Raw genomic sequence first — 23092 nt, 5'->3', positions numbered from 1 at the left:
AGGCCCTGGGCCTCAATCCGCCCACTGCCATGGCGGTGCGTCGAGCATGCCCTGATCGACGATCACGCTCTCCCCCAGCGTCTTCTCCAGGGCGATGGCGTTGCACTGGGCATCGCGCTCCAGCGCCGCGACCAGGCGCGGGGCGTGGGAGACCACCCACACCTGCGTCTCGCGGGAGGCACGCACGATCAGCCGCCCCAGGGCGGGCAGCAGATCGGGATGCAGGCTGGTCTCCGGCTCGTTCAGTACCATCAGCGATGGCGGCCGGGGCGTCAGCAGCGCCGCCACCAGCAGCAGATAGCGCAGCGTGCCATCCGACAGCTCCGCCTGGTTCAGCGGTCGCAGCAGGCCCTCCTGCTGGAACCGCAGCAGGAAGCGATTGCCACCATCGGCCTCGACGCCGAGCCTGGCCCCGGGGAAGGCATCCTCGATCGCCGCATGCAGTGCCTGCCGGTCGCCGATCTCGTGGATGGTGCGCAGTGCGGCCACCAACCCATGACCGTCATGATCCAGTACCGGGGTGCGGGTGCCGATCTGCGGCGTGCGAACGGGGGCGTGTGCATCGCTGCGGAACTGGTCGTAGAAGCGCCAGCCACGAACCGCCTGGCGCACGGCGTGTACCTCGGGCACGGCGACCGGGTCGCTGATTTCGCTCAGGATGCTGTCACGCGGATCGAGATGGGCGTCGTACACCCGCCACTGACGCCCTTGGCGTACCTTGACCGTCGACCCTTGGCGATCGACCAGACAGTTGCTGGGCCGATAGACCTCACCCGCCCAGATGCACTCCCGCTTGATCTCGGGATCGAGCTGGAACAGGGAGGGCTCCTGGTAGCTGGCGAACCCCTGCGGCGACGGCATGCCCAGCGAAATGGCGTAGCCGAAGGTCTCGCCCACGAAGCCCAGCCGCAGCCGCGGGCTGCGTCGGCGCGGACCACCCTGGATGGGGACGCTGCCTTCGCGCATGCCGCGGGTCAGGGTGTCCGGTCCGGCCCAGAAGGTGTGGTCGAGCCCGCCCTCCTGGGCAAGCGAGGCGATCAGGTTGCCCCGCGCGGTGTCGGCCAGCAGCCGCAGCGACTTGTAGAGATTGGACTTGCCGCTGCCGTTGGGGCCGGTGACCACGTTGAGTTCAGTGAGCGGCGAGACGATCTGCCTCAGGCTGCGATAGTGAGACACCGCGAAGGTGTTGATCATGGTCGAGAGAACTCCCTGACGGACGCCGAGATCTGCCGTGTCAGCCCACACCTTATCATCGACGCCCGATGCGACAGCGCCTCCCGTCATTGACGCACGCAGGCGAAGATCGCGCTGGACGCGGGGGGAGCTACACAGGATGCTAATGTTTAGCCACTGAACCCTGGCTTTCCGATTCGCCTGCCGACAGCGAGCCCGCCATGCTGCAACCCGTTTCCCGTCAAAGCGATCTGACCCTCGAACCCGATCAGACGCCGCCGCGCCCGGCGGACGTGAGCACCTTCGCGCCGCTCGGCGTCCCCGCCTTCCGCATGATCTGGATCGCCAACCTGTTCGCCAACCTGGGGGTGTGGGCGCAGTCGGTGGCGGCGGCCTGGGTGGTCACCTCCAGCGCCGGCGGCGCGCTGCTGGTGGCGATGATCCAGGTGGCAGCGGCGCTGCCGCTGGTGCTGATGTCGATCGTCACCGGGGTGATCGCGGACAACTACGACCGCCGCAAGGTGATGCTGTTCGGGTTGACCATCGAGCTGCTGGGCGGCGCCTTCATCACCCTGATCGCCTTTCTCGGCCTGCTCTCGCCGACCCTGCTGCTCGCCTCGATCCTGTGCGTGTCGATCGGTGCGGCGATCACCACCCCGGCGTGGCAGGCGGCGGTCAACGAGCAGGTGCCGCGCAATCTGGTCTCCAGCGCGGTACTGCTCAACAGCGTCAACTACAACGCCGCCCGTGCCATCGGCCCGGCCATCGGCGGTCTGCTGCTGGCAGCGGTGGGGCCGGCGTGGATCTTCCTGCTCAACGTGCTCTGCTTCTGCGGCCTGCTCGCCGCGCTGTGGCGCTGGAAACGCGCGGTGCTGCCCAAGTCGCTGCCGCCGGAGCGGCTGTGGGAGGGGGTCAAGGCGGCCATGCACTTCGTGCAGTACTCCAGCGTCACCCGGCTGGTGATGCTGCGTGCCTTCATCTTCGGCATCTCAGCCAGCGCCATCTGGGCGCTGCTGCCGCTGCTGGCGCATCAGCACCCCAGTGGCAGCGCCTCGCTCTACGGCTACATGCTGGGCGGGCTGGGGATCGGCGCGATCGCCGGCAGCACCCTGGTCAACCGGGCGCGTCAGCGGTTCGGCAGCAGTCGCCTGATCAGCGTCGCCGCCATGCTGCTGGGCGGCGTGATGCTGATGCTCGGCGGGGTCGACAGGCTGTGGCTGCTGTTCCCGGCGCTGGTGATCGGCGGGGGCTGCTGGATCGCTGCGGTCGCTTCCTACAACTCGGCGGTGCAGGTGCTGGTGCCGGACTGGGTCAAGGCGCGCGCGCTGGCGCTCTACCAGACCGCGCTCTACGCCGGGCTGACCCTGGGCTCGCTGCTGTGGGGCCAGCTGACCGAGGGAGTCGGGGTGCATATGGCACTGCTGCTGGCCGGCGCACTGCTGCTGCTCTCGGCGCTGCTGTTCCTGCCTTCGCGGCTGCCGGACCTCGACGCCAGCGGCCTGATCGAGGCGCCGGAGGTGCACACCGAGCGCCCGGACTTCGAGTTCGACCCGGCCCGCGGCTCGGTCATGGTCACCATCGAGTACCGTATCGACGCCGAGCATCTACGCGACTTCGCCCGTGCGGTGCGGCCGTTGCGCAAGCTGCGCCTGCGCAACGGCGCCAAGCGCTGGTCGCTCTACCGCGATATCGTCGACCGCGACCTGTGGCAGGAGGTGTTCCTGGTACCCAACTGGCTGCAGCATCTGCGCATGCTCGACCGCATGACCCTGGGCGACCGCGCGATCATCGAACGGGTCACCGCACTGCATGCCGGCAACGAGCCGCCGCGGGCGCGTCACGGCGTCAGCTACCGCTCCTCGCGCCACGCCAACGCGACCCTGACCCCGAACCAGACCGAACCGCCGGATGAGCCGGCCACCGCGGCCGACGCCACCAGCGCCCCCTGGCCACGGCGCGATATCCCGACTCGATAGCTCAGCGGGCGCGCCGGCGCTTTCCATCGCGCCGGCCGTTCGCCCCGCCGACTCGGCAGCGACCTGCAAGCGTCATCCGGGCATGCGATACTGCGCCCCCGCAGCGCCGGGCCCGGCCGCGCTGCACCGGCCAACCCAGGGAGTCCGACATGACCCAAGAGACCGCCCGTCAGACCCTGCAGCGCGTCTTCGGTTTCGACGATTTCCGCGGCGGCCAGGGCGCGGTGATCGAACGCGTCATCGGCGGCCGTTCGACCGCGGCGATCTTCGCCACCGGCGCCGGCAAGTCGCTGTGCTATCAGCTCCCCGCGCTGCACCTGCCCCATCTCACCCTGGTGGTCTCGCCGCTGCTGGCGCTGATGCAGGACCAGCTCGGCTTTCTCCAGCGCCACGGCGTGGCCGCCGCCAGTATCGACTCCACCCAGGACCGCGACACCGTGCGCGAGATCATGGAGCGGGCGCGGCGCAACGAGCTCAAGATCCTGATGGTCTCGGTGGAGCGGCTCAAGAACGAGCGCTTCCGCCACTTCCTGCGCCAGATCGCGATCTCGCTACTGGTGATCGACGAGGCCCACTGCATCTCCGAGTGGGGCCACAACTTCCGCCCGGACTACCTCAAGCTGCCCGACTACCAGCGCGAGTTCGACATTCCCCAGGCGCTGCTGCTCACCGCCACCGCGACCCCGGCGGTGATCGACGATATGCGCGACAAGTTCGCCATCGCCGCCGAGGACGTGATCACCACCGGCTTCCATCGCCCCAATCTCGAACTGCTGGTGCAGCCGGTGCCGGCCGCCGAGCGCCTGGAGGCCCTGGCCGCCTGGCTGGCCCCACAGCAGCAGCCGGGTGCGGCCGCGCCCACCATCGTCTATGTCACCCTGCAGCACAGCGCCGAGCAGGTCGCCCGCGATCTCAGCGCCCGAGGCATCGCCGCGCGGGCCTACCATGCCGGACTCGACAGCGAGACCCGCGACGCCATCCAGCAGGGCTTCATGCACGGCGAGCTCGCCTGCATCGTAGCCACCATCGCCTTCGGCATGGGCATCGACAAGGGCGATATCCGCAACGTGGTCCACTACGACCTGCCCAAGTCGATCGAGAACTACAGTCAGGAGATCGGCCGCGCCGGGCGCGATGGCAAGCCTTCGCGCTGCCTCACCCTGGCCGGCCGCGACGGCCTGCGGGTGCTGGAGAACTTCGTCTATGGCGATACCCCGGAGCGCGCCGGCATTCGTCACGTGCTCGATGAGATCGCCACCGCCGGAGCCCGGCCGGAGCGCCAGTGGCCGGTGCTGCTCAACACCCTCTCGCGCGACAGCAATGTGCGCTTGCTGCCGCTGAAGACGCTGCTGGTGCGCCTGGAGATGCACGGCGTCATCGCGCCGCGCTACGCCTATCTGGCCGAGTACCGGCTGCGCTACGTCGAGCCTGCAGAGACGCTGGTGGCACGCTTCGAAGGCGAGCGCGCCGACTTCGTGCAGCTGATCGTCGACAACGTGCCGATGGCACGCACCTGGGGCACGGTGGATTTCGAGCGCCTCTATCAGGCCGGGGCGGCCGCCGGGCTCGACGCCTCCCGGGGGCGGGTGATCACAGCGCTGGAGTACTTCCAGGAGAAGGGCTGGGTGGTGCTGGAAGCCAAGCGCATGACCGATGTCTACGAGGTGCTGACGCCCGAGTTCGACATCGACGGCCTGAGCGACACCCTGCTGGCCGAGTACCAGGCGCGGGAGGCGAGCGAGATCGCACGGCTGCACGCCATGCTCGACCTGTTCGAGTCCACCACCTGCCTGACCTGGCGCCTTGCCGCCTACTTCGGCGAGGCCCCACCGGCGGGCTCGTCCGGCTGCGGCAATTGCTCGGTATGCCACGGCCAGGTCGCCAGCCTGCCGCCGGCCCCGCCACTGCCCGAACCCGATGTACAGACGCTGCAGCAGGCGCTGGCACCGTTCATCGCCCGCCACCGCGATACCCTTGGCGAGCCGCCCGGGCCCCAGCGCCTGGCGCACTTTCTGTGCGGGCTGGCGATGCCGCTGTTCACCCCGCTCAAGGCGCGCCAGCTACCGGGGTTCGCACGCTTCGAGGCCTACCCCTACGGCGAGATTCGTGATCGCTGTCAGGCGCTGCTGGCCGCCGGCGAGACACCGAACTGATCGGGCGTCGACGCCCACCCGAATACTGTATGCAAAACCACTGTTTTTGAGTACAGTACCTCGAGCCACGCGCTTTCGGCCCGGACCGCCCTGCCAGGGTCGGCCAGGGGCCGGAGCTGCCGTCTCTCCCTGCTCGAGGTGCGCCATGGAGCTGATCGACAAACTCTCCATCCTGGCCGATGCCGCCAAGTACGACGCCTCCTGCGCCAGCAGCGGCGCGCCCAATCGCAGCTCCCGCGGCAAGGCCGGGCTGGGTGCCTCCAGCGGCATGGGCATCTGTCACAGCTTCACTCCGGATGGCCGCTGCGTCTCGCTACTAAAGGTGCTGCTGACCAACTTCTGTCTCTACGACTGCCAGTACTGCATCAATCGCCGTTCGAGCAATATCCCGCGCGCCCGCTTCACGCCGGAAGAGGTGGTGCGGCTCACGCTCTCGTTCTACCGCCGCAATACCATCAGCGGGCTGTTCCTGAGCTCGGGCATCATCCGCTCCAGCGACTACACCATGGAGCAGCTGATCCAGGTGGCCAGGCTGCTGCGCGAGACCCACCAGTTCCGCGGCTATATCCATCTCAAGGCGATTCCCGAGGCCGACCCCAGGCTATTGGAGGAGGCCGGGCGCTACGCCGACCGTCTCAGCGCCAATATCGAACTGCCGACGCTGACGAGCCTCAAGACCCTGGCGCCGGAGAAGCAGCTGGGCACCATCCACTCGGCGATGGGCCAGATCCGCCAGGGCATCGATGCCGCCAACGACGCGGCCACGCAGGAGGCCAAGCACCCGCCGCGCAGCGACAACCCCAAGCGCATGGCGCCACGCTACGCCCCGGGAGGCCAGAGCACGCAGATGATCGTCGGCGCCGATACCACCGATGACCGCACCATCCTGCAGTCCGCCGAACAGCTCTATCAGCGCTTCCGGCTCAAGCGCGTCTACTACTCGGCCTTCAGCCCGATCCCCGAACGCCCCGCCGGGCTGCCCCAGGCTGCCCCGCCGCTGCTGCGCGAGCATCGGCTCTACCAGGCCGACTTCCTGATCCGCGGCTACGGCTTCGCCGCCGCGGAGCTGCTCGGCAAGCCGGGCAATCTGGCACTCGACATCGACCCCAAGCTGGCCTGGGCGCTGACCCATCGCGACACCTTCCCGCTCGATCTCAACCGCGCCGAGCCGGCGCTGATCGCCCGTGTGCCGGGGATCGGCCTGAGGAGCGTGCAGCGGCTGGTCGAGCTGCGCCGCCACCGGCGAATCCGCTTTCAGGATCTGATCGCGCTGCGCTGCCGGATAGAGATCCTGCGCCCCTTCGTGGTGACCCAAGACTACCGCCCCGCCGACGGCCAGCGCGACAGCGCCCGCCTGCGCCAGCAGCTGACCGCGCCGCAGCCGGCGCAGATGGCACTGTGGTGAGCCCGCGATGACGCTTGCCTCGTCCACGCCCTGGGTCGTGCCCGCCGCGGACTTCGGCCAGTGGCGCGACGCCGCCCGGCGCCTGCTGCAGGCCGGCGTGCCGCCGGCGGCGGTGATATGGGAGGATGCCCGCGAGGTCCAGGAGGATCTCTTCGCCAGCGCCGAGGCCGGCGCTATCAGGCTGCCCGAGCCGAGCGTGCCGCCGCCCCCGGTGCGCATCGCCCGTGAGGACCTGGCCCTGCTCGAACGCGCCTCCCGCTATCGTTGCGGTGAGGGCGAACAGGGCCGCTGGGCGCTGCTCTACCGGGTGATGTGGCGCCTGCATCAGGGCGAGCGCGCGGCCATCCACGCCGCCGACGTCGATGGCCGCGTGCTGCACCAGCGCCACCATGCGGTCAAGCGCGAGGCGCACCATATGCACGCCTTCCTGCGCTTTTATCGCGACGACACGGATGGAGACGAGGCGGATGCGCGGGGCGCGAAGAGAGCCTCTGGCGGGGAAGAGTTCCATGCCAGGGAGGATTACCAGAGCGTGGAAGAGTCGAAAGCCAGTTTCATCGCCTGGTTCGAGCCGGCCCACGATGTGCTCGAGCTGGGTGCCGAGCACTTCGCCGACCGCCTGGGCAGCAACCCCTTCCTGATCGCCACCCCGCGGGGCGGCGTGGCCTGGAACGGCGAACAGCTGGATTACCGCACACCCTGCCCGCCAGCCTGGGCGGCCAGGGCCCGGGCGGCCCAGACCGCCGGCGAGGATAGCGAGCACGCGCTCTGGCGCACCTACTTCGTCAGCACCTTCAATCCGGCGCGGCTCAATCATCGGGTCATGACCCAGCACATGCCGCAACGCTTCTGGCGTCATCTCAGCGAAGGCGACCTGATCCCCGAACTCGAGGCCCGCGCCCGCCACGGTGGGCGGCGCCTGGCACAGGAGGCGAGCGTCGGCGAGCGCAAGGGCAAGACGCTGCCGCCAGCACGCCGCTAGGGAACCACTGCATAAATGCCTGCACGAGCGAATGACTACGTTGCGCGGTACTCGAAGACTCGCCTAACCCCCTGTTATGTCTCGCCTTCTGCGTTCCGTGCGCCTTGCCCTTCATCTCGTTCGGCAATTTATTCAGCGCTTCCCGGGGCGTTGCACGCACAGGGTGCGCTCAAGGAGAGGCGGTATCGATCCGCGCCACCGCATCGCGGCTGGCGAGGTCGCGCGCCTCGCCGGTGAGTTCGAACAGCTGGCCGTCGCGCATCTCCAGCAGGCGGTCAGCGTGGGCGAAGTAGTGGTCGTCATGGCTGATGGCGAACACGGTGATGCCGAGTTCGCGGAAGCGCGGCATCAGCTCGCGGTAGAAGACCCGGCGGAACTGGGGGTCCTGGTCCGCCGCCCACTCGTCGAGCAGCAAGATCTGGCGCTGCTCGACCAGCGCCATCAGCAGTGCCAGACGCTTGCGCTGCCCCTGGGAGAGCTCGGTATCCAGCACCTGGCCGGCGTCCAGCTCGAGCTTGCGCGCCAGCTGCAGCGTCTCCAGCCAGTTGTCGAGCAGCGCCGGATCGGCCGCACCGCCGCGCGGCCCCATCAGCCGATCGAACTGATGGAAGTCGGTATAGACCGCGGCGAAGCGCTGACGATAGCGCGGCCACTCGGCCTCGGTGACCGCCACGCCGTCGACCTGGATCTCGCCGGAGTGCGGCCGGTAGAGCCCGGTCAGCAGCTTGGCCAGGGTCGACTTGCCGCTGCCGTTGCCGCCGATCAGATAGACCTGCTCGCCACGGGTGAGCGCGAGATCGAGCGGCCCCACCGCAAAGCCCTCGCGCCCCGCGCGCCCGGGGTAGCGATAGGTGACCCCGCGCAGTGACAGCGTCTGCCACTCGCCGTGATCCTCGACCAGGTCGAAGGAGGCGCGATAAGGCGCCAGCTCCAGCTCGCGCAGCTTGTCGAACGAGACCTGGGCGGTGATCAGGGTCGGCGTTGCCCCCACCGCCTGGATCAGCGGCGAGCGCAGGAACAGCAGCGTCAGCGAGAAGGTGGCAGCGACCGCGGTATTGGACCAGCCCAGGCCGTTGGCGAGGAAGAACACCACGCCGATGGCACCGAGCATCATGATATTGGTCCAGTTGCCGGCACTCAGATGGAAGGTGTCGGCGCGGATGATGTGGTCACGGTAGGTGCGGGCATGGGCGTCATACACCTCCTCCAGCAGATGCCGCGCGCGGTCCCGGTTGAGCGAGAGCTCCTTGCGGCCGTGGATCACCGTCTCGTAGTCGCGATAGAGGCGATCGTCGGTGGTGCGGGTGATATGAATATGGTGATAGACCCGCGATACCAGCCACCACCCCACCAGCATGGTGAAGGCGATCCACACCGCGGTGACCATCAGCAGCGGCGGCGACAGCCACAGCAGATAGGCCACCGAGGCCAGGGTGATGATCACCCCCTGGACCAGCTCCGGCAGCCGCACGAAGGCGATGGTGACATTGCGGATATCGCTCGACAGGCTGGCCAGCAGATGGGCGCTGCCGAGCTGCTCCAGGCGTTCGATGTCGGTGTCGAGGATGCGTTTGATCAGCCGCTCGCGCAGGCGGTAGACGAAGTGATGGCCCAGCGTGGTGAGCGCCAGCTGCGAGCCCAGGGTCACCGCCAGCAGCAGCGCCACCAGGCCGATGAACGGCACCAGGGTGGTCAGCACGCGGCTGTCGCCGACACTCCCCTCGGTGGCGATCAGCGCATGGTTGATGAAGGCGATCACGCCGATCCCCAGCACCGCGCTGAGAAGGCTGAGGAGCATCACACCGACGAACGGCCAGCGGTAGTGACGAAAGACGACGCGCAGTAGTTCCATGCCGATCCTGTCGGTGGCGGAAATGGCTCCGCCAGCGGATCAGCCGGCATGCGGCGGCGGCGGCGTGAGGGCGGAGTCGGAGCGGCGGGCGCACCCGGCGCAAGCGCGAATGATTCTGATCTTCACTCACGAAGTCAAGCCGCGCTCCGCGTCACGCCTCGTCGTCGGCGAACATCATCTGAATCCGCGAACGCAGCCAGCGCTCGGCGGGATCGTTGTCGTAGACGCTCTGCCACACCATGCTCAGCGCCGAGGGCTGGCGTTCCAGCGGCAGCTCGTCGACCCGCAACCCGCCCTGGGCGGCGAGCACGTCGGCGGCGTAATCCGGTACCGTGGCCAGCATGTCGGTCTCCTGCAGCAGCGAGGCGAGGCTGTTGAACTGCGGTACGGCGAGCACGATCCGACGCCGGCGCCCGTTGGCGGCGAGCAGGTCATCGACGTAGCCGTGCAGGTCGCCGTCGAACGACACCAGCACATGGGGACGTTCGCAGTAGTCGTCCAGGGTCAGCGCGCCGGGGCGGCCGTCGGCACGCAGCACCTTGGCCCGTGAGTGGCGCAGGGTCTTCTGCTTGGCGTTGGCGGGCAGGTCGCGGGCGTAGCCGGCGGCGACGGTGATCTCGCCGGTGTTGAGCAGCTGCGGCATGAGGTGGAAGTCGGCCCGGCGCACCACCAGCACGATGCCCGGCGCCTCGGTACGCAGGCGCTTGAGCAGCGCCGGCAGCAGGGCGAACTCGATATCGTCGCTGAAGCCGACGCGGAACACCGCCTCGCTGGTACTGGGGTCGAAGCTGCTGGTGCGGCTGAGCACGCTGGAGATCGCATCCAGCGCCGGCTGCAGCTGATCGTAGATCTCCAGCGCCCGCGCCGTGGGCACCATCTGGCGCCCGGTGCGCACCAGCAGCGGATCGCCGAACACGTCGCGCAGCCGTCCAAGGGCGGCGCTGGTCGCCGGCTGCCCCAGGAACAGCCGCTCCGCCGCCCGGGAGACGCTGCGCTCCTGCATCAGCGTCTCGAAGACCACCAGCAGTTTGAAGTCGACGCCACGCAGGTCGCTTCGATTCATCACCCACTCCCTCGCCTTACCACAAAATCGCCCTACTACACCGCCGCCCTACTACACCGCCGCTCTACCACACCGTCGCCTGCCCCTGGCGTGCCTCACCGCACGCAGGCGGGTCGGTCGCGCACTCCACGCCGAACCCGGCCGCCGAGCCGAGGGTACCGGCAGCGGCGACCGGCGTCCCATCGCGGTTATCGATACGCGTTATAGCCAGTATCGATGATCGAGCATAGTGTGTCGCGATCATCATCGATAGAGTCGGATAACAGATTCGGAACGTCCGAGGTGTGCCATGTCACGCACGATACAATTTCAACGATTCGGCGGTGCCGAAGTCCTCGACATCATCGAGTCCCCAGCGCAGGAACCCGCTGCCGGGGAAGTCGCGATCGCCACCGAGGCCATCGGGGTCAATTGGCACGATGTACTGTGGCGGCGCAACATGGGGCCGACCCGGGCCACCCTGCCCGCGGGCCTGGGCAGCGAGATGGCCGGGCGGGTGGTCGCCGTCGGGCCCGGCGTCGAGGCGTTCCGCCCCGGCGACCGGGTCGCCTCGATCCCCGCCTTCGACCCCAACCGCTACGCCACCTACGCCGAGCACACGGTGCTCCCGGTGGAGGCGCTGATCGCCTATCCGCCCCAGCTCTCGGCAATCGAGGCGAGCGTGCACTATCTGCCGTCGCTGGTCAGTTGGCTCGGCTTTTGCGAGATCGCCGCGCTGCAGCCCGGCGAGACCGTACTGATCACCGGCGCCTGCCATATCGGCGGCCCCTACGCGGTGCAGGTGGCCCACGCTCTGGGCGCCCGGGTGATCGCAGCGACACCCCACGAAGGCGCCATCGACTATTTGAAGACCCTGGGTGCCGACGCGGTGATACATACCGAGACCCAGGATCTGGTCAAGAAAGTGACCAAGCTCACCGACGGCCAGGGCGTCGATGTCGCGCTGGATGCCCTCGGCGGTCCCCAGTTCAACCTGCTGGGCGAGGTCATGGCGCCGCGCGGGCGGCTGATCCTCTATGGCCTGCTCGGCGGCAACGAGACCTCGTTCCCGGCACAGGCGGCCTTTCGCAAGAACATCCAGTTCCATGTTCACAGCCTCTCCAACTTCAGCGGCAAGCCGGAGCTGGATATCCCCCAGAATCGTCCGGCGCTGGCGCGCGCGATTGCCGACGTCGAGCGCATGACCCTCAGCGGCGAGCTGCGCCCGCAGATCGATCACTGCTTCGACTTCAGCGAGGTGATCGAAGCGCACCGCTATCTGGAGACCTGCGCCAACCACCATGGGCGCATCGTGCTCGAGGTGACGAAGAAGTGACCGCCGCCGCGCCGGCCAGACGCCGCGAATTGACGCCGCCGCGGGATTGACGACAATGGCGCGCCTGGAGCGTGATCGGCTCCACCTGGCTCGCACTGTCACCGCTGATGGGGAAACACCCGCATGCTCGCTCAACTCTTCGCCGTGATGGCGCCGGTGCTGGCCGGCGCGAGCATCGGCTTCGGCTGGATTCGGCTCGGCTACAGCTACCCCACCGAGTTCGTGACCAAGCTGGTGTTCAATGTCGGCACACCGGCGCTGGTGCTCGCCTCGCTCGCCAATGCCGATGTCGATCCGGGCGACTTCGGCATGACCCTGCTGGCGACCTTGCTGGTGCTCGCCGGCCTGGCGCTGGCCAGCCTGGGCGTGGCGCGGCTGCTGAACAAGTCGTGGCGGGTGATCCTGTCACCGATGATGTACCCCAATACCGGCAACATGGGTCTGCCGGTATCGCTCTACGCCTTCGGCCACGCCGGTTTCACCTTCGCCATGACCGCCTGGGTCGCCAACGCCCTGATCCAGTTCACCTTCGGCATGATGATGGCGTCGCGGGGCAACCCGTGGAAGGCTCTGCTGAAAAACCCCACGCTCTACAGCATCGCCCTCTCCCTGCTCTTCCTGTTAAGCGGCACACCGTTGCCGGCCTGGCTCGGCAACACCGTGCATCTGCTCTCCGGGCTGACCATTCCGCTGATGCTGATCACCCTGGGGGTGTCGCTGGCCAGCATCCAGGCGCGCAGCCTCTCCTCGGGTCTGCTCTTCACCCTTTGCCGGGTGCCCATCGCCCTGGGGCTCTCCTTCGGCGTCGCCGCCCTGCTCGGCCTGCCGCCCCTCGCCGCCAGCGCCCTGGCCCTGCAGATGAGCATGCCGGTGGCGGTCTACAACTATCTGTTCGCCCAGCGTGCCCGGCGCGAGCCGGAGTACGTCGCCAGTCTGGTGTTCTGCTCGACGCTGCTGGCGTTCGTCTATCTGCCGCTGGAGCTGGCATTCCTATTGCCGAGCTAAGCGCGCAGGCGCCTTGCAAAGCCCCAGTCAACGACTATATTACAGACACGTAATCTGACGGTTTTTCAAAGTATTACCGCAGGTTGCAAAGGATATTGGTTCGTCAATGGAGCCTTCAGGCAAGGAGACGAAGATGCAAAAACTGTCATGGAAGCAGACTCTGGGTGCCGCCGCGCTGGTCGCCGGTTCCGCTGGCATGTCCCAGGCCGCCCTGGCCCAGGATACCGCCAAGCAGGACCTGCAGGGACTCTACTCCGCCGGGGAGCTGATGGACGCCGACGTCTATCTGAAGAGCGCGCCCAAAGATGATATCGGCGATGTCGAAGACATCCTGCTGGGCGAAGACATGGGCGTTCAGGCGCTGGTGATCGAAGCTGGCGGCGTGCTCGACATGGGTGATCGTGAGTTCGTGGTCCAGAAAGGCGACTTCACCGTCGAGACGGTCCACGCCGACAACCTCGACGACATCGAGTATCGCGTGGTGCTGGATATCGACAAGAGCGCCCTGAAGCAGCAGCCCGAGTACACCAACGATTGGTGGCAGCAGGCCAAGACCAACGCCGCACAGGCTTGGGAGCAGACCAAACAGGGCGCCTCCAGCGCCTGGCAGAGCACCAAGGAGGCCACCTCCAATCTGCTGCGTGATGCCAGCAACGCCATCGACGGCAACAACTGAGCCGTCGCCGCAGCCCATGAAATGACATCATGGGTTGCCGAAAACCAGACCGCCGATCCTGCGATCGGCGGTTTTTTTGTGCCCTGCCCTCCTTGACGCAGGTTGCCCGCCAGACTTCGGCCCCCTTCGGCGTCCAGCATCGCTCCCGGCACTATCTTGGTGCCCTGCCACTCCTGGCTGGCAACAGCCTAGACCTATCAGGCCCCAAAACAGAGCGCCCCGCCCCGGACGAGCCGGGGCGGGGCGCTGAAGGCGCTGGCAGCAGTCGCTTACTGCTTCTTCTGCACCATGCCCTGCACGCGTTGCATCAGCTGCGGATCCTGCTGAATGGCTTGACCGATGGCGTTGAACTGCTCGACGCTCATCTCGTTGTCCTTCACGGCCTGGACCATCTCGTCGTTGGCCTGCTGGCGAATCTTCTGCTGTTCGCCCTCGTCGGAGGCATTTTGCAGCTGCTCGGTGTAGTCCTGCGAGATCGAGGCGATCTGCTGCGAGGCGTCAGCGAAGTGCTGCAGCTGCGCGTCGGAGAAGTTTTTCGCCGGCGCCTGGGTCTTGGCGGCGCTGTCGGCGGTATCCTGAGCCATGACCGGCGCGCTGGCCAGCCCGGTGGTCATCATGGCTGCCGCGAGAAACGCAGTGATCCGTTGCATTCAATCCTCCAGATATCGATTTTCTGCATGTGCCTAAGTGGGATGCCTCACATGGCCAAGAGTTCCCGTAGAAAGTGTTTCTCTCGGCAATGAAATGTGTCTCGTGCCCTCCGAGGGTGTGTACAAGATATCTGCGCTCGGCAATACGGCGTTAACATCGGCCGCGTACGCGAGCCCGGTCCGTTTTTCGACCGATTTTGCCTTGCCTTCGCTCGCCGAATTTGTAAACACCCTCTCCGGCAGTCCGAGAAAACGCTGAATTCATCAGCCAGCAGCCTCGGTCATGCCGGTGGCAGCGCCCACCCCTCTCAGGATAGCCACTCGACGAGCGCGTGGATACCGTCGCGGACCCGCGCCAGGGCCGCCACCTCCAGCGGCGCCTCGAGTCGCGCCGGGTCCTGCCCCAGCAGCTGTTCGCCGTCGAAGTCGACATAGGCCAGCCTGGCGCTCAACTGCTCAGGCGCACAGCCGAAGGCCGATCCCGGCAGCAGCGCCACACCGGTCTCCTCGAGCAGGCGGGCAGTGAGCTCGGCACTGGTATGAATGCCGCGTGCCGCGAGCCTGTCACGCTGCGCCTCGAAGTCGGGGAATAGATAGAAGCCGCCGTCCGGAGCGTGGGTGCGAATGCCCGCCGCATTGAGCTCGGCGCTGCACCACTGCCCGATCAATGAAAGCCAGGCGCGCTGACGCTGCAGATAAGCGGCGAGCTGCGGCGTGTGGCGGTAGGCGACGCAGGCCGCCTCCTGTACCGGGCTGGCCACGCTCGACCAGGTTTCGGAGGCGATGCCCAGTAGCCGCGCCATCAGCTCCTCGCCCAGCGCCGGCGGTACCTGCATCACGCCGAGACGCCAACCACCGGCACCACACCACTTGGAGAGACCGCTGGTGGTCACCGTGGCCTCGGGATAGTCGCGGGCGAACGCCCGGTGGGCGCCCTGGTGATGCAGCGGCGCATAGATCTCGTCGGCCAGCACGATGATGCCATGGCGTCGCGCCACCTCGGCCAGCGCCGCCTGATGGTCGGCGTCCGGCGACAGCCCGGTGGGATTGCCCGGCGCGTTGAGAATCAACAGCCGGAGGCGCGGACCGCCGGCGCGGCAGTGTTCGTCGAGCTGCTGCGGCGAGATCTGCCAGCGCGAGGCGAAGCTCGCTTCCAGCTTGACCGCGGGCTGCCCCGCCAGGCGTGCCTGGGGCGCATAGGAGACCCAGGCCGGCGCCGGAATCAGGATCTCTGCCGCCGGCAGCGCCTTGATCAGGGCAAACAGCAGCAGCTTGCTGCCGGGGCCGATCAGCACCCGCTCCGCCACCCACTCGGTGGCGTCCAGCTCACGGTGGAACGCTGCCACCTGCTCACGCAGCGCCGCCAACCCCTGCACCGGTAGATAAGCCTTGCTGGCGGCGTGGATGGAGAGCGCCTCCACCGCCGCTCCGCACACCGGGAACGGCGACTGGCCGAAGCCGAACTTGACGATGCGCTGCCCCTGCGACTCGCGCAGGCGGGACTGCTCGTTGATCAGCAGCGTATCCGATGCCGGGGTGGCGTTGGCATCTTGCCGGTAGGCGGCGGCCAGGCAGTCGGCAGCGAGCCCGGTAGAGGCGGTCATGTGCAGATGGCTCCTATGGATTGAAGGGGGGCACGTGATGGGGTGGCGCGAGATCGCGGCGCACGCTCACTCCACCTGCCAGCGCGCGATCATGGCTTCGCGACGCCGGATCGAGGCTACCGCGTCGGCGCCCATCTCATGGGCCATGCACGCCAGCAGCGTCTCCAGGGTGACGAACAGACTGCCCATGGGGTTGAAGAAGAACGGCCCCTGGGCCTGGGCCACCAGCGTCAGCCAGGCCATCTCGGCCAGACGTGACGCAGGGTGATTGGTCAGCGCCAGCAGCCGCGCCCCCTGCTCCTGCGCCTGCTGGCAGTAATCCACGCTGACCCGGGTCTCGGGACGGTAGGCAATACCCACCACCAGGTCCCCTTCGCCGAGCTCCCGCGCCAGCTCCAGATTGGTGCCGCCGAGGGAGTCGACCAGACGTACGTCACCGCGCAGATAGCCGAGGTAGTAGGCGAGATAGTGGGCTCCGGCGAAGCAGGCACGCTGCCCGACCACATGGATGCGCCGTGCCTCGATCAGTGCCTGCACCGCCTGCGCCAGGCTCTTTTCGCTCAAGTGCTCCAGCGTCCGGGCCAGGTTGATCGACTCTTCATCCCACAGCTGCTGTTGCTGCGGGCCCCGGGCCTCGCTCGCGGCGCTGTGGCTCAGATCGAGCAGGCGCTCGGCGCGGGTGGAGTAGAAAGCGCCGCTGGCAGCATCGGCGCGGAACAGCGCCTGCAGCGCCTTGAAGCCACTCAGCTCCAGGGCGTGGGCCAGGCGGGTCAGGCTGGAGGCGTTGACCCCGTTGCGCTCGGCCAGCCCTGAGATGCTCAGGGTCGCGGCCGGCTCGGGGGCGCCCAGCAGCTGCTCCAGCAGCTTGAGCGCGCCCGGCGTGAGCTTGGGCGCCTGCGCCTCGCCGCGACGTGCGGCAATTGCCAGCGCCTGCAGCGCGGCGATGGAGGTGGGTGGCATCTCGAAACCGGCGGTGGCGGTCATGACCGTCCTCCCTGTAATGAAGTGACGCTAACCCTTGATTTCCTTTTTTGCAAATTTATTTGCAAGCCTGCAACGATGCGGGACTCTCCCCGCCGTGATGGAGACACGCTAGGCTGTATCCCGACACACCATCGTCGGATAGTCCTCACGCGCCAGGGCTCTACACACTCATGGTCCAGGTTGATGATTCGCGCCACCCCACCTTGGGCCTGTCGAGATTTCCCAGGCGAGCCGCGATGAGAGATCTCAACACGCCTGACCCAACCCAGGGAGAGACAGCCATGAAAACCCGGTGGATCGCCACCCTCGCGCTGAGCGCTGCCATGGGCATTGGCAGCGCCCAGGCACAGACCACACAAGGCGCCGACCCGGCCAACCCGCTGATCACCGATCGCTGGCAGTTCCGGCCCCTGATCGTGGTCACGCCCGACGCCCAGGCCCCAGCCTACCGCGACCTGCGCCGCCAGTTGGCGGCGACCCAGGCACAGTTCGACGAGCGCGAGATGCTGCTCTATACGGTGGAGGGGGACCAGGGGACACGCCACGGTGTGGCGATGACCCCCTACGAGACCCGCGCACTGATCAACGCACTCGGGGTCGACCCGAGCCGGGGGGTGACCACCATCCTGGTGGGCAAGGATGGCGGCAAGAAAGTGGAGCTTGAGGGCGACGTCGATCTGCAGCAGATCTATGACACCATCGACCGCATGCCGATGCGTCGCGCAGGCAGTTGACCTCTACCTGCGGCGCCCCGGCCAGTGCCGGGGCGCCGCCGCTCTGTCGGCATCACTGCCCGCTCGGGGTCACTGCCAACGGGCGAGCTGGGCCAGATAGTCACGCCGGGCCCGCTGCGGGGTGACCGCCGCGAAGCGCACGCTATCCCCCGGCTGGCACTGCGCCAGCCGAGCACACGCCAGTGGCGACAGCGCCCCCAGCCGGGGGTAGCCGCCCACCGTCTGGCGGTCGTTGAGCAGTACGATCGGTTGGCCATCCGGTGGTACCTGAACCGCGCCCAGGGGGATCCCCTCGGAGATCATGCCGCCCAGTCGGCAGCGCAGCACCGGCCCGGTGAGCCTCACGCCCATGCGGTCGGCACGACTGTCGACCTGCCACGCCTGATTGAAGGCGTCGAACAGGCTGCTGCCGTCGAAATGCGCGATCTGGGCGCCGGTGACCAGCGCCAGCGGCGCACCGGCCGCGACCGGGTCCGGCGGCGTGTCGAGCCGGCGCGTCCGGCACTCGGCGTGGCGGGCGACCAGACGGTCCCCCTTGGCCAGCGCTCGGCCCTGGCCATCGAGGCCCCCCAGCTGCTCACGCATCACGCTGGCGAGGCTGCCCATCACCGGCGTGGCGGCGATTCCGCCGGGCAGCGCCAGGTAGGCGCGCAGCCCGTGCCGCGGGCGCTCGAACACCAGCTGCTGGCCGGCCTCGATGACGAAGTGGGTGTAGGGCGCGATCGGCGTGTCGTCGAGCCGCGCGCTCAGATCCGCGCCGGCCAGCGCCAGCGTCAACCGCGACTGTGCCTCCAGCGTCAGTCCGCCCACCGCGACCTCCAGCCCCGCCGCGGTGGGCGCATTGCCGAGCAGCCAGTTGGCCCAGCCCAGCGATACCCAGTCGAGCGCACCGCCCTGGGTCACCCCCAGATGGCGCACGCCGAAGCGCCCCTGATCCTGCACCAGCGCCTGGGGCCCGGCCTGGATCACCACCAGCGCGCCACCCGCTGTCTCCTGCGCCATGTGCGCTCCTGTCTGCTGCTCGGCCGTCTGCTGTGCGCTCGCCTGCAGACCGGCTGTATTGTTCGACCCGGCCATCAGCGCTCCTCCATCGGGGTGACGTCACCGCCCTGATCGATGAAGGTGGCGCGATCGATCGCTTCGAACCGCACCCGATCCCCGGGCCGGAACAGGCTGATCTCCTCGCGGTCACGGTCGAACAGCTTGACCGCGGTACGCCCGAGGATGTTCCAGCCCCCCGGCGAGCGCATCGGATAGATCGCGGTCTGGCGCTCGGCGATACCGACGCTGCCCGCCGGCACGCGCTGGCGCGGTGTCTCGAGCCGCGGCGTGGCCAGCGTCTCTTCGACCAGCCCCATGAAGGCGTAGCCGGGGGCGAAGCCCAGGGCGAAGGCGCAGTAGTCCCGCGCGCAGTGGCGGCGAATCACCTCCTGCGGGGAGATCTCGAGGCGCGCGGCGATGGTCTCCAGCTCGGGGCCGACGCTCGGGTCGTACCACACCGGAATCACGTGCTCGCGTGCTGTGCTCGCCGCCGCCGGCTCCAGGCCGTCGAGGGCCGCCAGGGCCAGCGCGCGCGCCTCGGCGTGGGTCAGCCGGGTGACGTCGTAGTGGATCAGCAGCGTGGTATAGGAGGGCACCAGATCGATCAGCGCGGCGCCGAAACGCTCGCGCAGGGCGCTGTCGGCGGCCAGGGTCCAGGGCATGTTGGCTTCGTCGATGCGCGAGAACAGGCGCACCATCAGCGCATCCATGGCGACGGTCTCGAGCCGCGGCGTGGGCGCCGGGCTCATGCTTCCTCCAGCGCCTGGAACGCCTCGCGGATCGCCTTGACCGCCGCCACCGACTCGGCGTTGTCGCCATGCACGCAGAGGGTATCCGCGGCCAGCGTCAAGGCGCTGCCATCGCTGGCCGTGAGTGCCTCGCCCCGGGCCAGGGTCACCGCCTGGGCGACGATCGTCTCGCGCGCATGGTGGACAGCGCCGGGCTGGCGCCGCGAGACCAGATGGCCATCGGCGTCGTAGGCGCGGTCGGCGAAGGTCTCGAACCACAGCGTCACGCCCAGCTCTTCCGCCAGCGCCCGCGCCGGCGCGGGGTCCGCGGTGGACATCACCAGCAGCGGCAGCTCGCGGTCGTAGCGCACGATGGCGCCCATCGCCGCGCGCAACAGCTCGGGGTCGCGGGCCATGTCGTTGTAGAGCGCGCCGTGTGGCTTGACGTAGCTGACCCGCCCGCCCTCGGCCCGACACATGCCCTCCAGGGCACCGATCTGGTAGAGCATCAGGTTCTCCACCTCCGCCGCCGAGCAGGCCAGCGAGCGGCGGCCGAAACCGACCAGATCGGGATAGCCGGGATGCGCGCCGATGCGCACGTCATGGGCGATCGCCAGCGCCACCGTGCGGCGCATGACGTCAGGATCGGAGGCGTGGAAGCCGCAGGCGATATTGGCACAGTCGACGTAGGGCATCGCCTGTTCGTCGAGCCCCAGGGGCCAGTTGCCGAAGCTCTCGCCCATGTCGCAGTTGAGCAGGGGGACGCGCATCGAATCACCTCTTGGCTGTCGTCATGACTCGCTGTCGTGACTTGTTGTTATGGCTTGTCGTTATGGCTTGCTGTGATGACTTTGCGTTATCACGCTTGGTAGTGCTGCCTGATGGCACTGTAAGAAAGCGCTCACGTCAGGGTCCAATCGTTTTTCGCGATGCGCAGTATCGGCGCAACCTTTCATGCCCCGGACCTATCGGATGGTTGACGCGCCGATGCCCCTCTCGGTTGACGCCTGCGCCCCGCCGTCCAAGAATCGATCACCTTTTCCGTCTGCTCGAGGGCCCTGCATGTTCGATTTCAAGGAGCTGGAAGCCTTCGTCTGGGTGGTCAGACTGGGCTCCTTTCGCAAGGTCGCCACGCGCCTGCACCTGACCCAACCCTCCATCTCCGACCGCATCACGCGACTGGAGGCGACGGTGGGCGAGTCGCTGCTCGATCGTTCGGCACGGCCGGTACAGCCGACCCTGCGCGGACGCGAGTTCTACGCCCACGCCGAGCGCCTGCTGGAGAGCCGCGAGGAGGCGTTGCGCCTGTTCCAGAATCAGGAGGATTTCTCCGGCACGCTGCGTCTGGGGGTGATCGAGACCATCGCCCACAGCTGGTTCAACACTTTCCTGAACCGCCTGGCGGAGCGCCACCCGCAGCTGACCATCGAACTGACCGTGGATATCTCGCCGTTCCTGCAGCAGCGCCTGGCCGACAACGACCTCGACATGATCTTCGCCATGGATGGCGTGGCGCCCAACCTGGCGGTGGAGCAGCTGCCGCTGGCGACCTACGAGATGGGCCTGTTCGTCGCCCCGCAGCACCGCGCGGCGCTGGAGGGCGGCGGCAACGCGGCGCTGGCGCGCTTCCCCTTCGTCTCGTTCAGCAAGCTCGCCCGCCCCTATGGCGAACTGGTGACCTATCTCGCCGAGCAGGGCCTCGAGGACCCCAAGATCCACTGCTCGACCACGCTGATGACCATCGTGCGCATGAGTGTCGACGGTGTCGGCATCGGGTCGCTGCCGGTGGCCACCGTGGCCGATGCCTGCGCCCGCGGCGAGCTGCTGCGGCTGGCGCTGCCGAGCCCGCTGCCGGCGATGTACTACGACGCGACCTGGCGCACCAGCAACTATCCGAGCTTCTGTCGCCGGGTGTCGCAGCTGGCCCAGGACTGCGCCGCCGACTACTTCCGGGCGGACGCCGAGCAGCCAGAGACGCCACTGCCAGGGGTGAAAGTCTGGACCGATACTGCGGATAAGAATTAACGATTTGACGCCATCGGCGGCCTGCTTGAAGAATGATTCAGATGTCGTTCATTCAATAATAATCAGGACCGTCTCATGCCCAATCGCGTCTTTTCCCTCTGCATGCTGGCCGCCGCCGGCGCCCTGAGCCTCTCCACGCCGGCCTTCGCCGAGCAGTGGAACCTCGCCACGCCGTACGGCGATGCCAGCTTCCACACCCAGAACACCAAGGCGTTCGCCGAGGATGTCGCCGCGGCCACCGACGGCAAGCTGACCATCAATGTCCACAGTGGCGGCTCGCTGATCAGTCATGCCGAGATCAAGCCGTCGGTGCGCCGCGGTACAGTGCAGGCGGGCGAGGTGTTCCTCTCCATTCTCTCCAACGAGTCGCCGATCTACGAAGTCGATACCCTGCCCGGCCTGGCCACCAGCTACCAGGACGCCTTCGATCTGTGGCAGGCGTCCAAGCCGATCATCACCGAGCTGTTCGCCAAGGAGGGGCTGATGCCGCTCTACGCGGTGCCGTGGCCGGCCCAGGGGATCTATACCGATTTCACCCTGACCGACGCCTCGCAGTTCCAGGGCCTGCGCGTGCGTGCGCCCAACATCAACACCCAGCGCTTCGTCGAGAACCTCGGCGGCATTCCCACCCAGACCGAAGAGGCGGACATCCCCACCGCCTTCAGCACCGGCCGTGTCGATGCGATGATCACCTCGGTCTCCACCGGTAACTCGATGTCGGCGTGGGACTATGTCTCGAACTACAACGACGCCAAGCTGTGGCTGCCCAAGAACATCGTGTTCGTCAACAAGCGCGCCTTCGACCGCCTCGACGCGGACACCCGCCAGGCCGTGCTCGACGCCGCCGCCAAGGCGGAGCAGCGCGGGTGGCAGATGAGCAAGGCGGATGCCGCCAAGAGCGCCAAGGCGCTGGAGACCCACGGCATCACCATCAGCCAGCCCAGCGCCGAGCTACAGCAGCAGCTCAAGGCCGCCGGTCAGCAGCTGTTCGAGGATTGGCAGGCCCGCGCCGGCGACCAGGCCAAGGAGTTGGTGACACGCTATCGCGAGCGCCAGGCCCAGCAGTCCCAGTAAGCCTCCCACAGGACCGCCCGCGCGGCGGTCCTTGCCGGGCCCATCCGCCGTTGGGCCCTCGTTCCCTACCGCCACTCCGTGAGCTAGCGCGATGACGTTCCGACTCGACCCCCTCTACCGCCTCGGCGCCTGGGGCGCCGCCGCCTGCATGCTGTCGATCTGTGCCCTGGTCACCCTGCAGGTGCTACTGCGCTGCCTGGATGCCCTGCTCAAGGCCGTCGGCGCCAGCCGTCTGGGCCTGGAGATCAGCGGCGTCTCCGAGATCGCCGCCTACCTGCTGGTCGGCGCGACCTTCCTGAGCCTGGCCTATACCTTCACCCACCATGCACACATCCGCGTCACCCTGCTGATCGGGCGCCTGCCGCCGGCTCTGAGGGTGTGGTTCGAGGCAGCCTGCCTGGCCATCTCGCTGGCGCTGAGCGTCCTGCTGGTGTGGCAGCTGATCGGCCTGGTGCGGGAGAGTCTCGACTACGGCGACGTCTCCTCGGGGCTGATGGCGATCCCGCTGTGGATCCCGCAGAGCGTGCTGGTGAGCGGCATCGCGCTGCTCTGTCTGGCGCTGGCCGAAGCGCTGCTGGCGACACTGCGCCAGGCCGTGACCGCCCCGTCTGCCTACGTGGCGCCGGGCGACGACGCCCACGGCGGGGAGTGA

The 23092-nt window shown here is 67.8% G+C and carries 20 protein-coding genes; 11 read left to right on the top strand and 9 right to left on the bottom strand.

The annotated features are described in order from the left end of the window. Positions 1 to 12 precede the first annotated feature (12 nt). Positions 13 to 1194, bottom strand: a complete 1182-nt coding sequence (locus DOM66_RS10245) for an AAA family ATPase (RefSeq protein ID WP_110690055.1) — start codon at positions 1192 to 1194, stop codon at positions 13 to 15. Between the two features lie 200 nt (positions 1195 to 1394). Here DOM66_RS10245 and DOM66_RS10240 point away from each other — a divergent pair, with 200 nt between their 5' ends. The 4 genes from DOM66_RS10240 (at position 1395) to DOM66_RS10225 (ending at position 7689) form a co-directional block, all read left to right on the top strand. Next, positions 1395 to 3149: an MFS transporter gene (locus DOM66_RS10240; RefSeq protein ID WP_110690054.1), complete on the top strand. Its 1755-nt coding sequence runs from the start codon at positions 1395 to 1397 to the stop codon at positions 3147 to 3149. A 149-nt stretch (positions 3150 to 3298) separates the two neighbouring features. Then, positions 3299 to 5302, top strand: a complete 2004-nt coding sequence (locus tag DOM66_RS10235; RefSeq protein WP_110690053.1) for a RecQ family ATP-dependent DNA helicase — start codon at positions 3299 to 3301, stop codon at positions 5300 to 5302. A 145-nt stretch (positions 5303 to 5447) separates the two neighbouring features. Next, positions 5448 to 6707: a putative DNA modification/repair radical SAM protein gene (locus tag DOM66_RS10230; protein ID WP_110690052.1), complete on the top strand. Its 1260-nt coding sequence runs from the start codon at positions 5448 to 5450 to the stop codon at positions 6705 to 6707. Between the two features lie 7 nt (positions 6708 to 6714). Next, complete coding sequence (locus DOM66_RS10225; protein WP_110678371.1) at positions 6715 to 7689, top strand: TIGR03915 family putative DNA repair protein; 975 nt, start codon at positions 6715 to 6717, stop codon at positions 7687 to 7689. A gap of 169 nt (positions 7690 to 7858) precedes the next feature. Here DOM66_RS10225 and DOM66_RS10220 read toward each other — a convergent pair whose 3' ends face one another. Together DOM66_RS10220 and DOM66_RS10215 are read right to left on the bottom strand one after the other, a co-directional pair. After that, entirely contained in the window at positions 7859 to 9541 is a 1683-nt protein-coding gene (locus tag DOM66_RS10220) for a multidrug ABC transporter permease/ATP-binding protein (RefSeq protein ID WP_110690051.1), read from the bottom strand. A 151-nt stretch (positions 9542 to 9692) separates the two neighbouring features. After that, positions 9693 to 10604: a LysR family transcriptional regulator gene (locus DOM66_RS10215; protein ID WP_110678367.1), complete on the bottom strand. Its 912-nt coding sequence runs from the start codon at positions 10602 to 10604 to the stop codon at positions 9693 to 9695. Positions 10605 to 10893: 289 nt separating this feature from the next. Between DOM66_RS10215 and DOM66_RS10210 the strand changes: the two genes are divergently transcribed. The 3 genes from DOM66_RS10210 to DOM66_RS10200 all read left to right on the top strand — a co-directional run bounded on the left by DOM66_RS10210 (position 10894) and on the right by DOM66_RS10200 (position 13600). Next, the gene (locus DOM66_RS10210) at positions 10894 to 11919 is read left to right on the top strand and encodes a zinc-dependent alcohol dehydrogenase family protein (protein WP_110678365.1); all 1026 of its coding nucleotides are present in this window, start codon (positions 10894 to 10896) and stop codon (positions 11917 to 11919) included. Between the two features lie 123 nt (positions 11920 to 12042). Further along, positions 12043 to 12924 carry an AEC family transporter gene (locus DOM66_RS10205; RefSeq protein WP_110690050.1) on the top strand — a complete coding sequence of 294 codons (882 nt, stop codon included), beginning with the start codon at positions 12043 to 12045 and terminating at the stop codon, positions 12922 to 12924. A gap of 133 nt (positions 12925 to 13057) precedes the next feature. Then, on the top strand, positions 13058 to 13600 hold the full coding sequence (locus tag DOM66_RS10200; protein ID WP_110678361.1) for a PRC-barrel domain containing protein: 543 nt from the start codon (positions 13058 to 13060) through the stop codon (positions 13598 to 13600). A 269-nt stretch (positions 13601 to 13869) separates the two neighbouring features. Here the strand turns inward: DOM66_RS10200 and DOM66_RS10195 are convergent, their stop codons facing one another. The 3 genes from DOM66_RS10195 to DOM66_RS10185 form a co-directional block, all read right to left on the bottom strand. Next, positions 13870 to 14250: a DUF4168 domain-containing protein gene (locus tag DOM66_RS10195; protein ID WP_106418321.1), complete on the bottom strand. Its 381-nt coding sequence runs from the start codon at positions 14248 to 14250 to the stop codon at positions 13870 to 13872. 308 nt (positions 14251 to 14558) lie between these two features. Beyond that, complete coding sequence (locus tag DOM66_RS10190; RefSeq protein ID WP_110690049.1) at positions 14559 to 15854, bottom strand: pyridoxal phosphate-dependent aminotransferase; 1296 nt, start codon at positions 15852 to 15854, stop codon at positions 14559 to 14561. A gap of 66 nt (positions 15855 to 15920) precedes the next feature. Then, positions 15921 to 16838 carry a MurR/RpiR family transcriptional regulator gene (locus tag DOM66_RS10185; protein ID WP_110690048.1) on the bottom strand — a complete coding sequence of 306 codons (918 nt, stop codon included), beginning with the start codon at positions 16836 to 16838 and terminating at the stop codon, positions 15921 to 15923. A gap of 281 nt (positions 16839 to 17119) precedes the next feature. Between DOM66_RS10185 and DOM66_RS10180 the strand changes: the two genes are divergently transcribed. Beyond that, on the top strand, positions 17120 to 17572 hold the full coding sequence (locus DOM66_RS10180) for a DUF4174 domain-containing protein (protein WP_110690047.1): 453 nt from the start codon (positions 17120 to 17122) through the stop codon (positions 17570 to 17572). Between the two features lie 69 nt (positions 17573 to 17641). On the opposite strand, the gene DOM66_RS10175 is transcribed toward DOM66_RS10180, so the two are convergent. The 3 genes from DOM66_RS10175 to DOM66_RS10165 form a co-directional block, all read right to left on the bottom strand. Next, positions 17642 to 18574 carry a 5-oxoprolinase subunit C family protein gene (locus DOM66_RS10175; protein ID WP_110690292.1) on the bottom strand — a complete coding sequence of 311 codons (933 nt, stop codon included), beginning with the start codon at positions 18572 to 18574 and terminating at the stop codon, positions 17642 to 17644. A 74-nt stretch (positions 18575 to 18648) separates the two neighbouring features. Beyond that, on the bottom strand, positions 18649 to 19362 hold the full coding sequence (gene pxpB, locus DOM66_RS10170) for a 5-oxoprolinase subunit PxpB (protein WP_110690046.1): 714 nt from the start codon (positions 19360 to 19362) through the stop codon (positions 18649 to 18651). Continuing rightward, positions 19359 to 20111 carry a 5-oxoprolinase subunit PxpA gene (locus DOM66_RS10165; protein WP_110678353.1) on the bottom strand — a complete coding sequence of 251 codons (753 nt, stop codon included), beginning with the start codon at positions 20109 to 20111 and terminating at the stop codon, positions 19359 to 19361. Before DOM66_RS10165 ends, pxpB begins: the two co-directional genes overlap by 4 nt. Before the next feature lie 292 nt (positions 20112 to 20403). Here DOM66_RS10165 and DOM66_RS10160 point away from each other — a divergent pair, with 292 nt between their 5' ends. The 3 genes from DOM66_RS10160 (at position 20404) to DOM66_RS10150 (ending at position 23092) form a co-directional block, all read left to right on the top strand. Then, complete coding sequence (locus DOM66_RS10160; RefSeq protein WP_110690045.1) at positions 20404 to 21366, top strand: LysR family transcriptional regulator; 963 nt, start codon at positions 20404 to 20406, stop codon at positions 21364 to 21366. A 75-nt stretch (positions 21367 to 21441) separates the two neighbouring features. Beyond that, positions 21442 to 22440 (top strand): TRAP transporter substrate-binding protein, encoded by a 999-nt coding sequence (locus DOM66_RS10155; RefSeq protein ID WP_110690044.1) that lies wholly within the window; start codon positions 21442 to 21444, stop codon positions 22438 to 22440. A gap of 91 nt (positions 22441 to 22531) precedes the next feature. Next, positions 22532 to 23092 (top strand): TRAP transporter small permease, encoded by a 561-nt coding sequence (locus DOM66_RS10150; protein ID WP_110678347.1) that lies wholly within the window; start codon positions 22532 to 22534, stop codon positions 23090 to 23092.

It is taken from the genome of Salinicola endophyticus, from assembly GCF_003206575.1.
Classification (GTDB): Bacteria; Pseudomonadota; Gammaproteobacteria; order Pseudomonadales; family Halomonadaceae; genus Salinicola; species Salinicola endophyticus.
The sequence above is the reverse complement of the archived record's forward strand: the minus strand, read 5'-3'. Positions and strand labels throughout refer to the sequence as shown.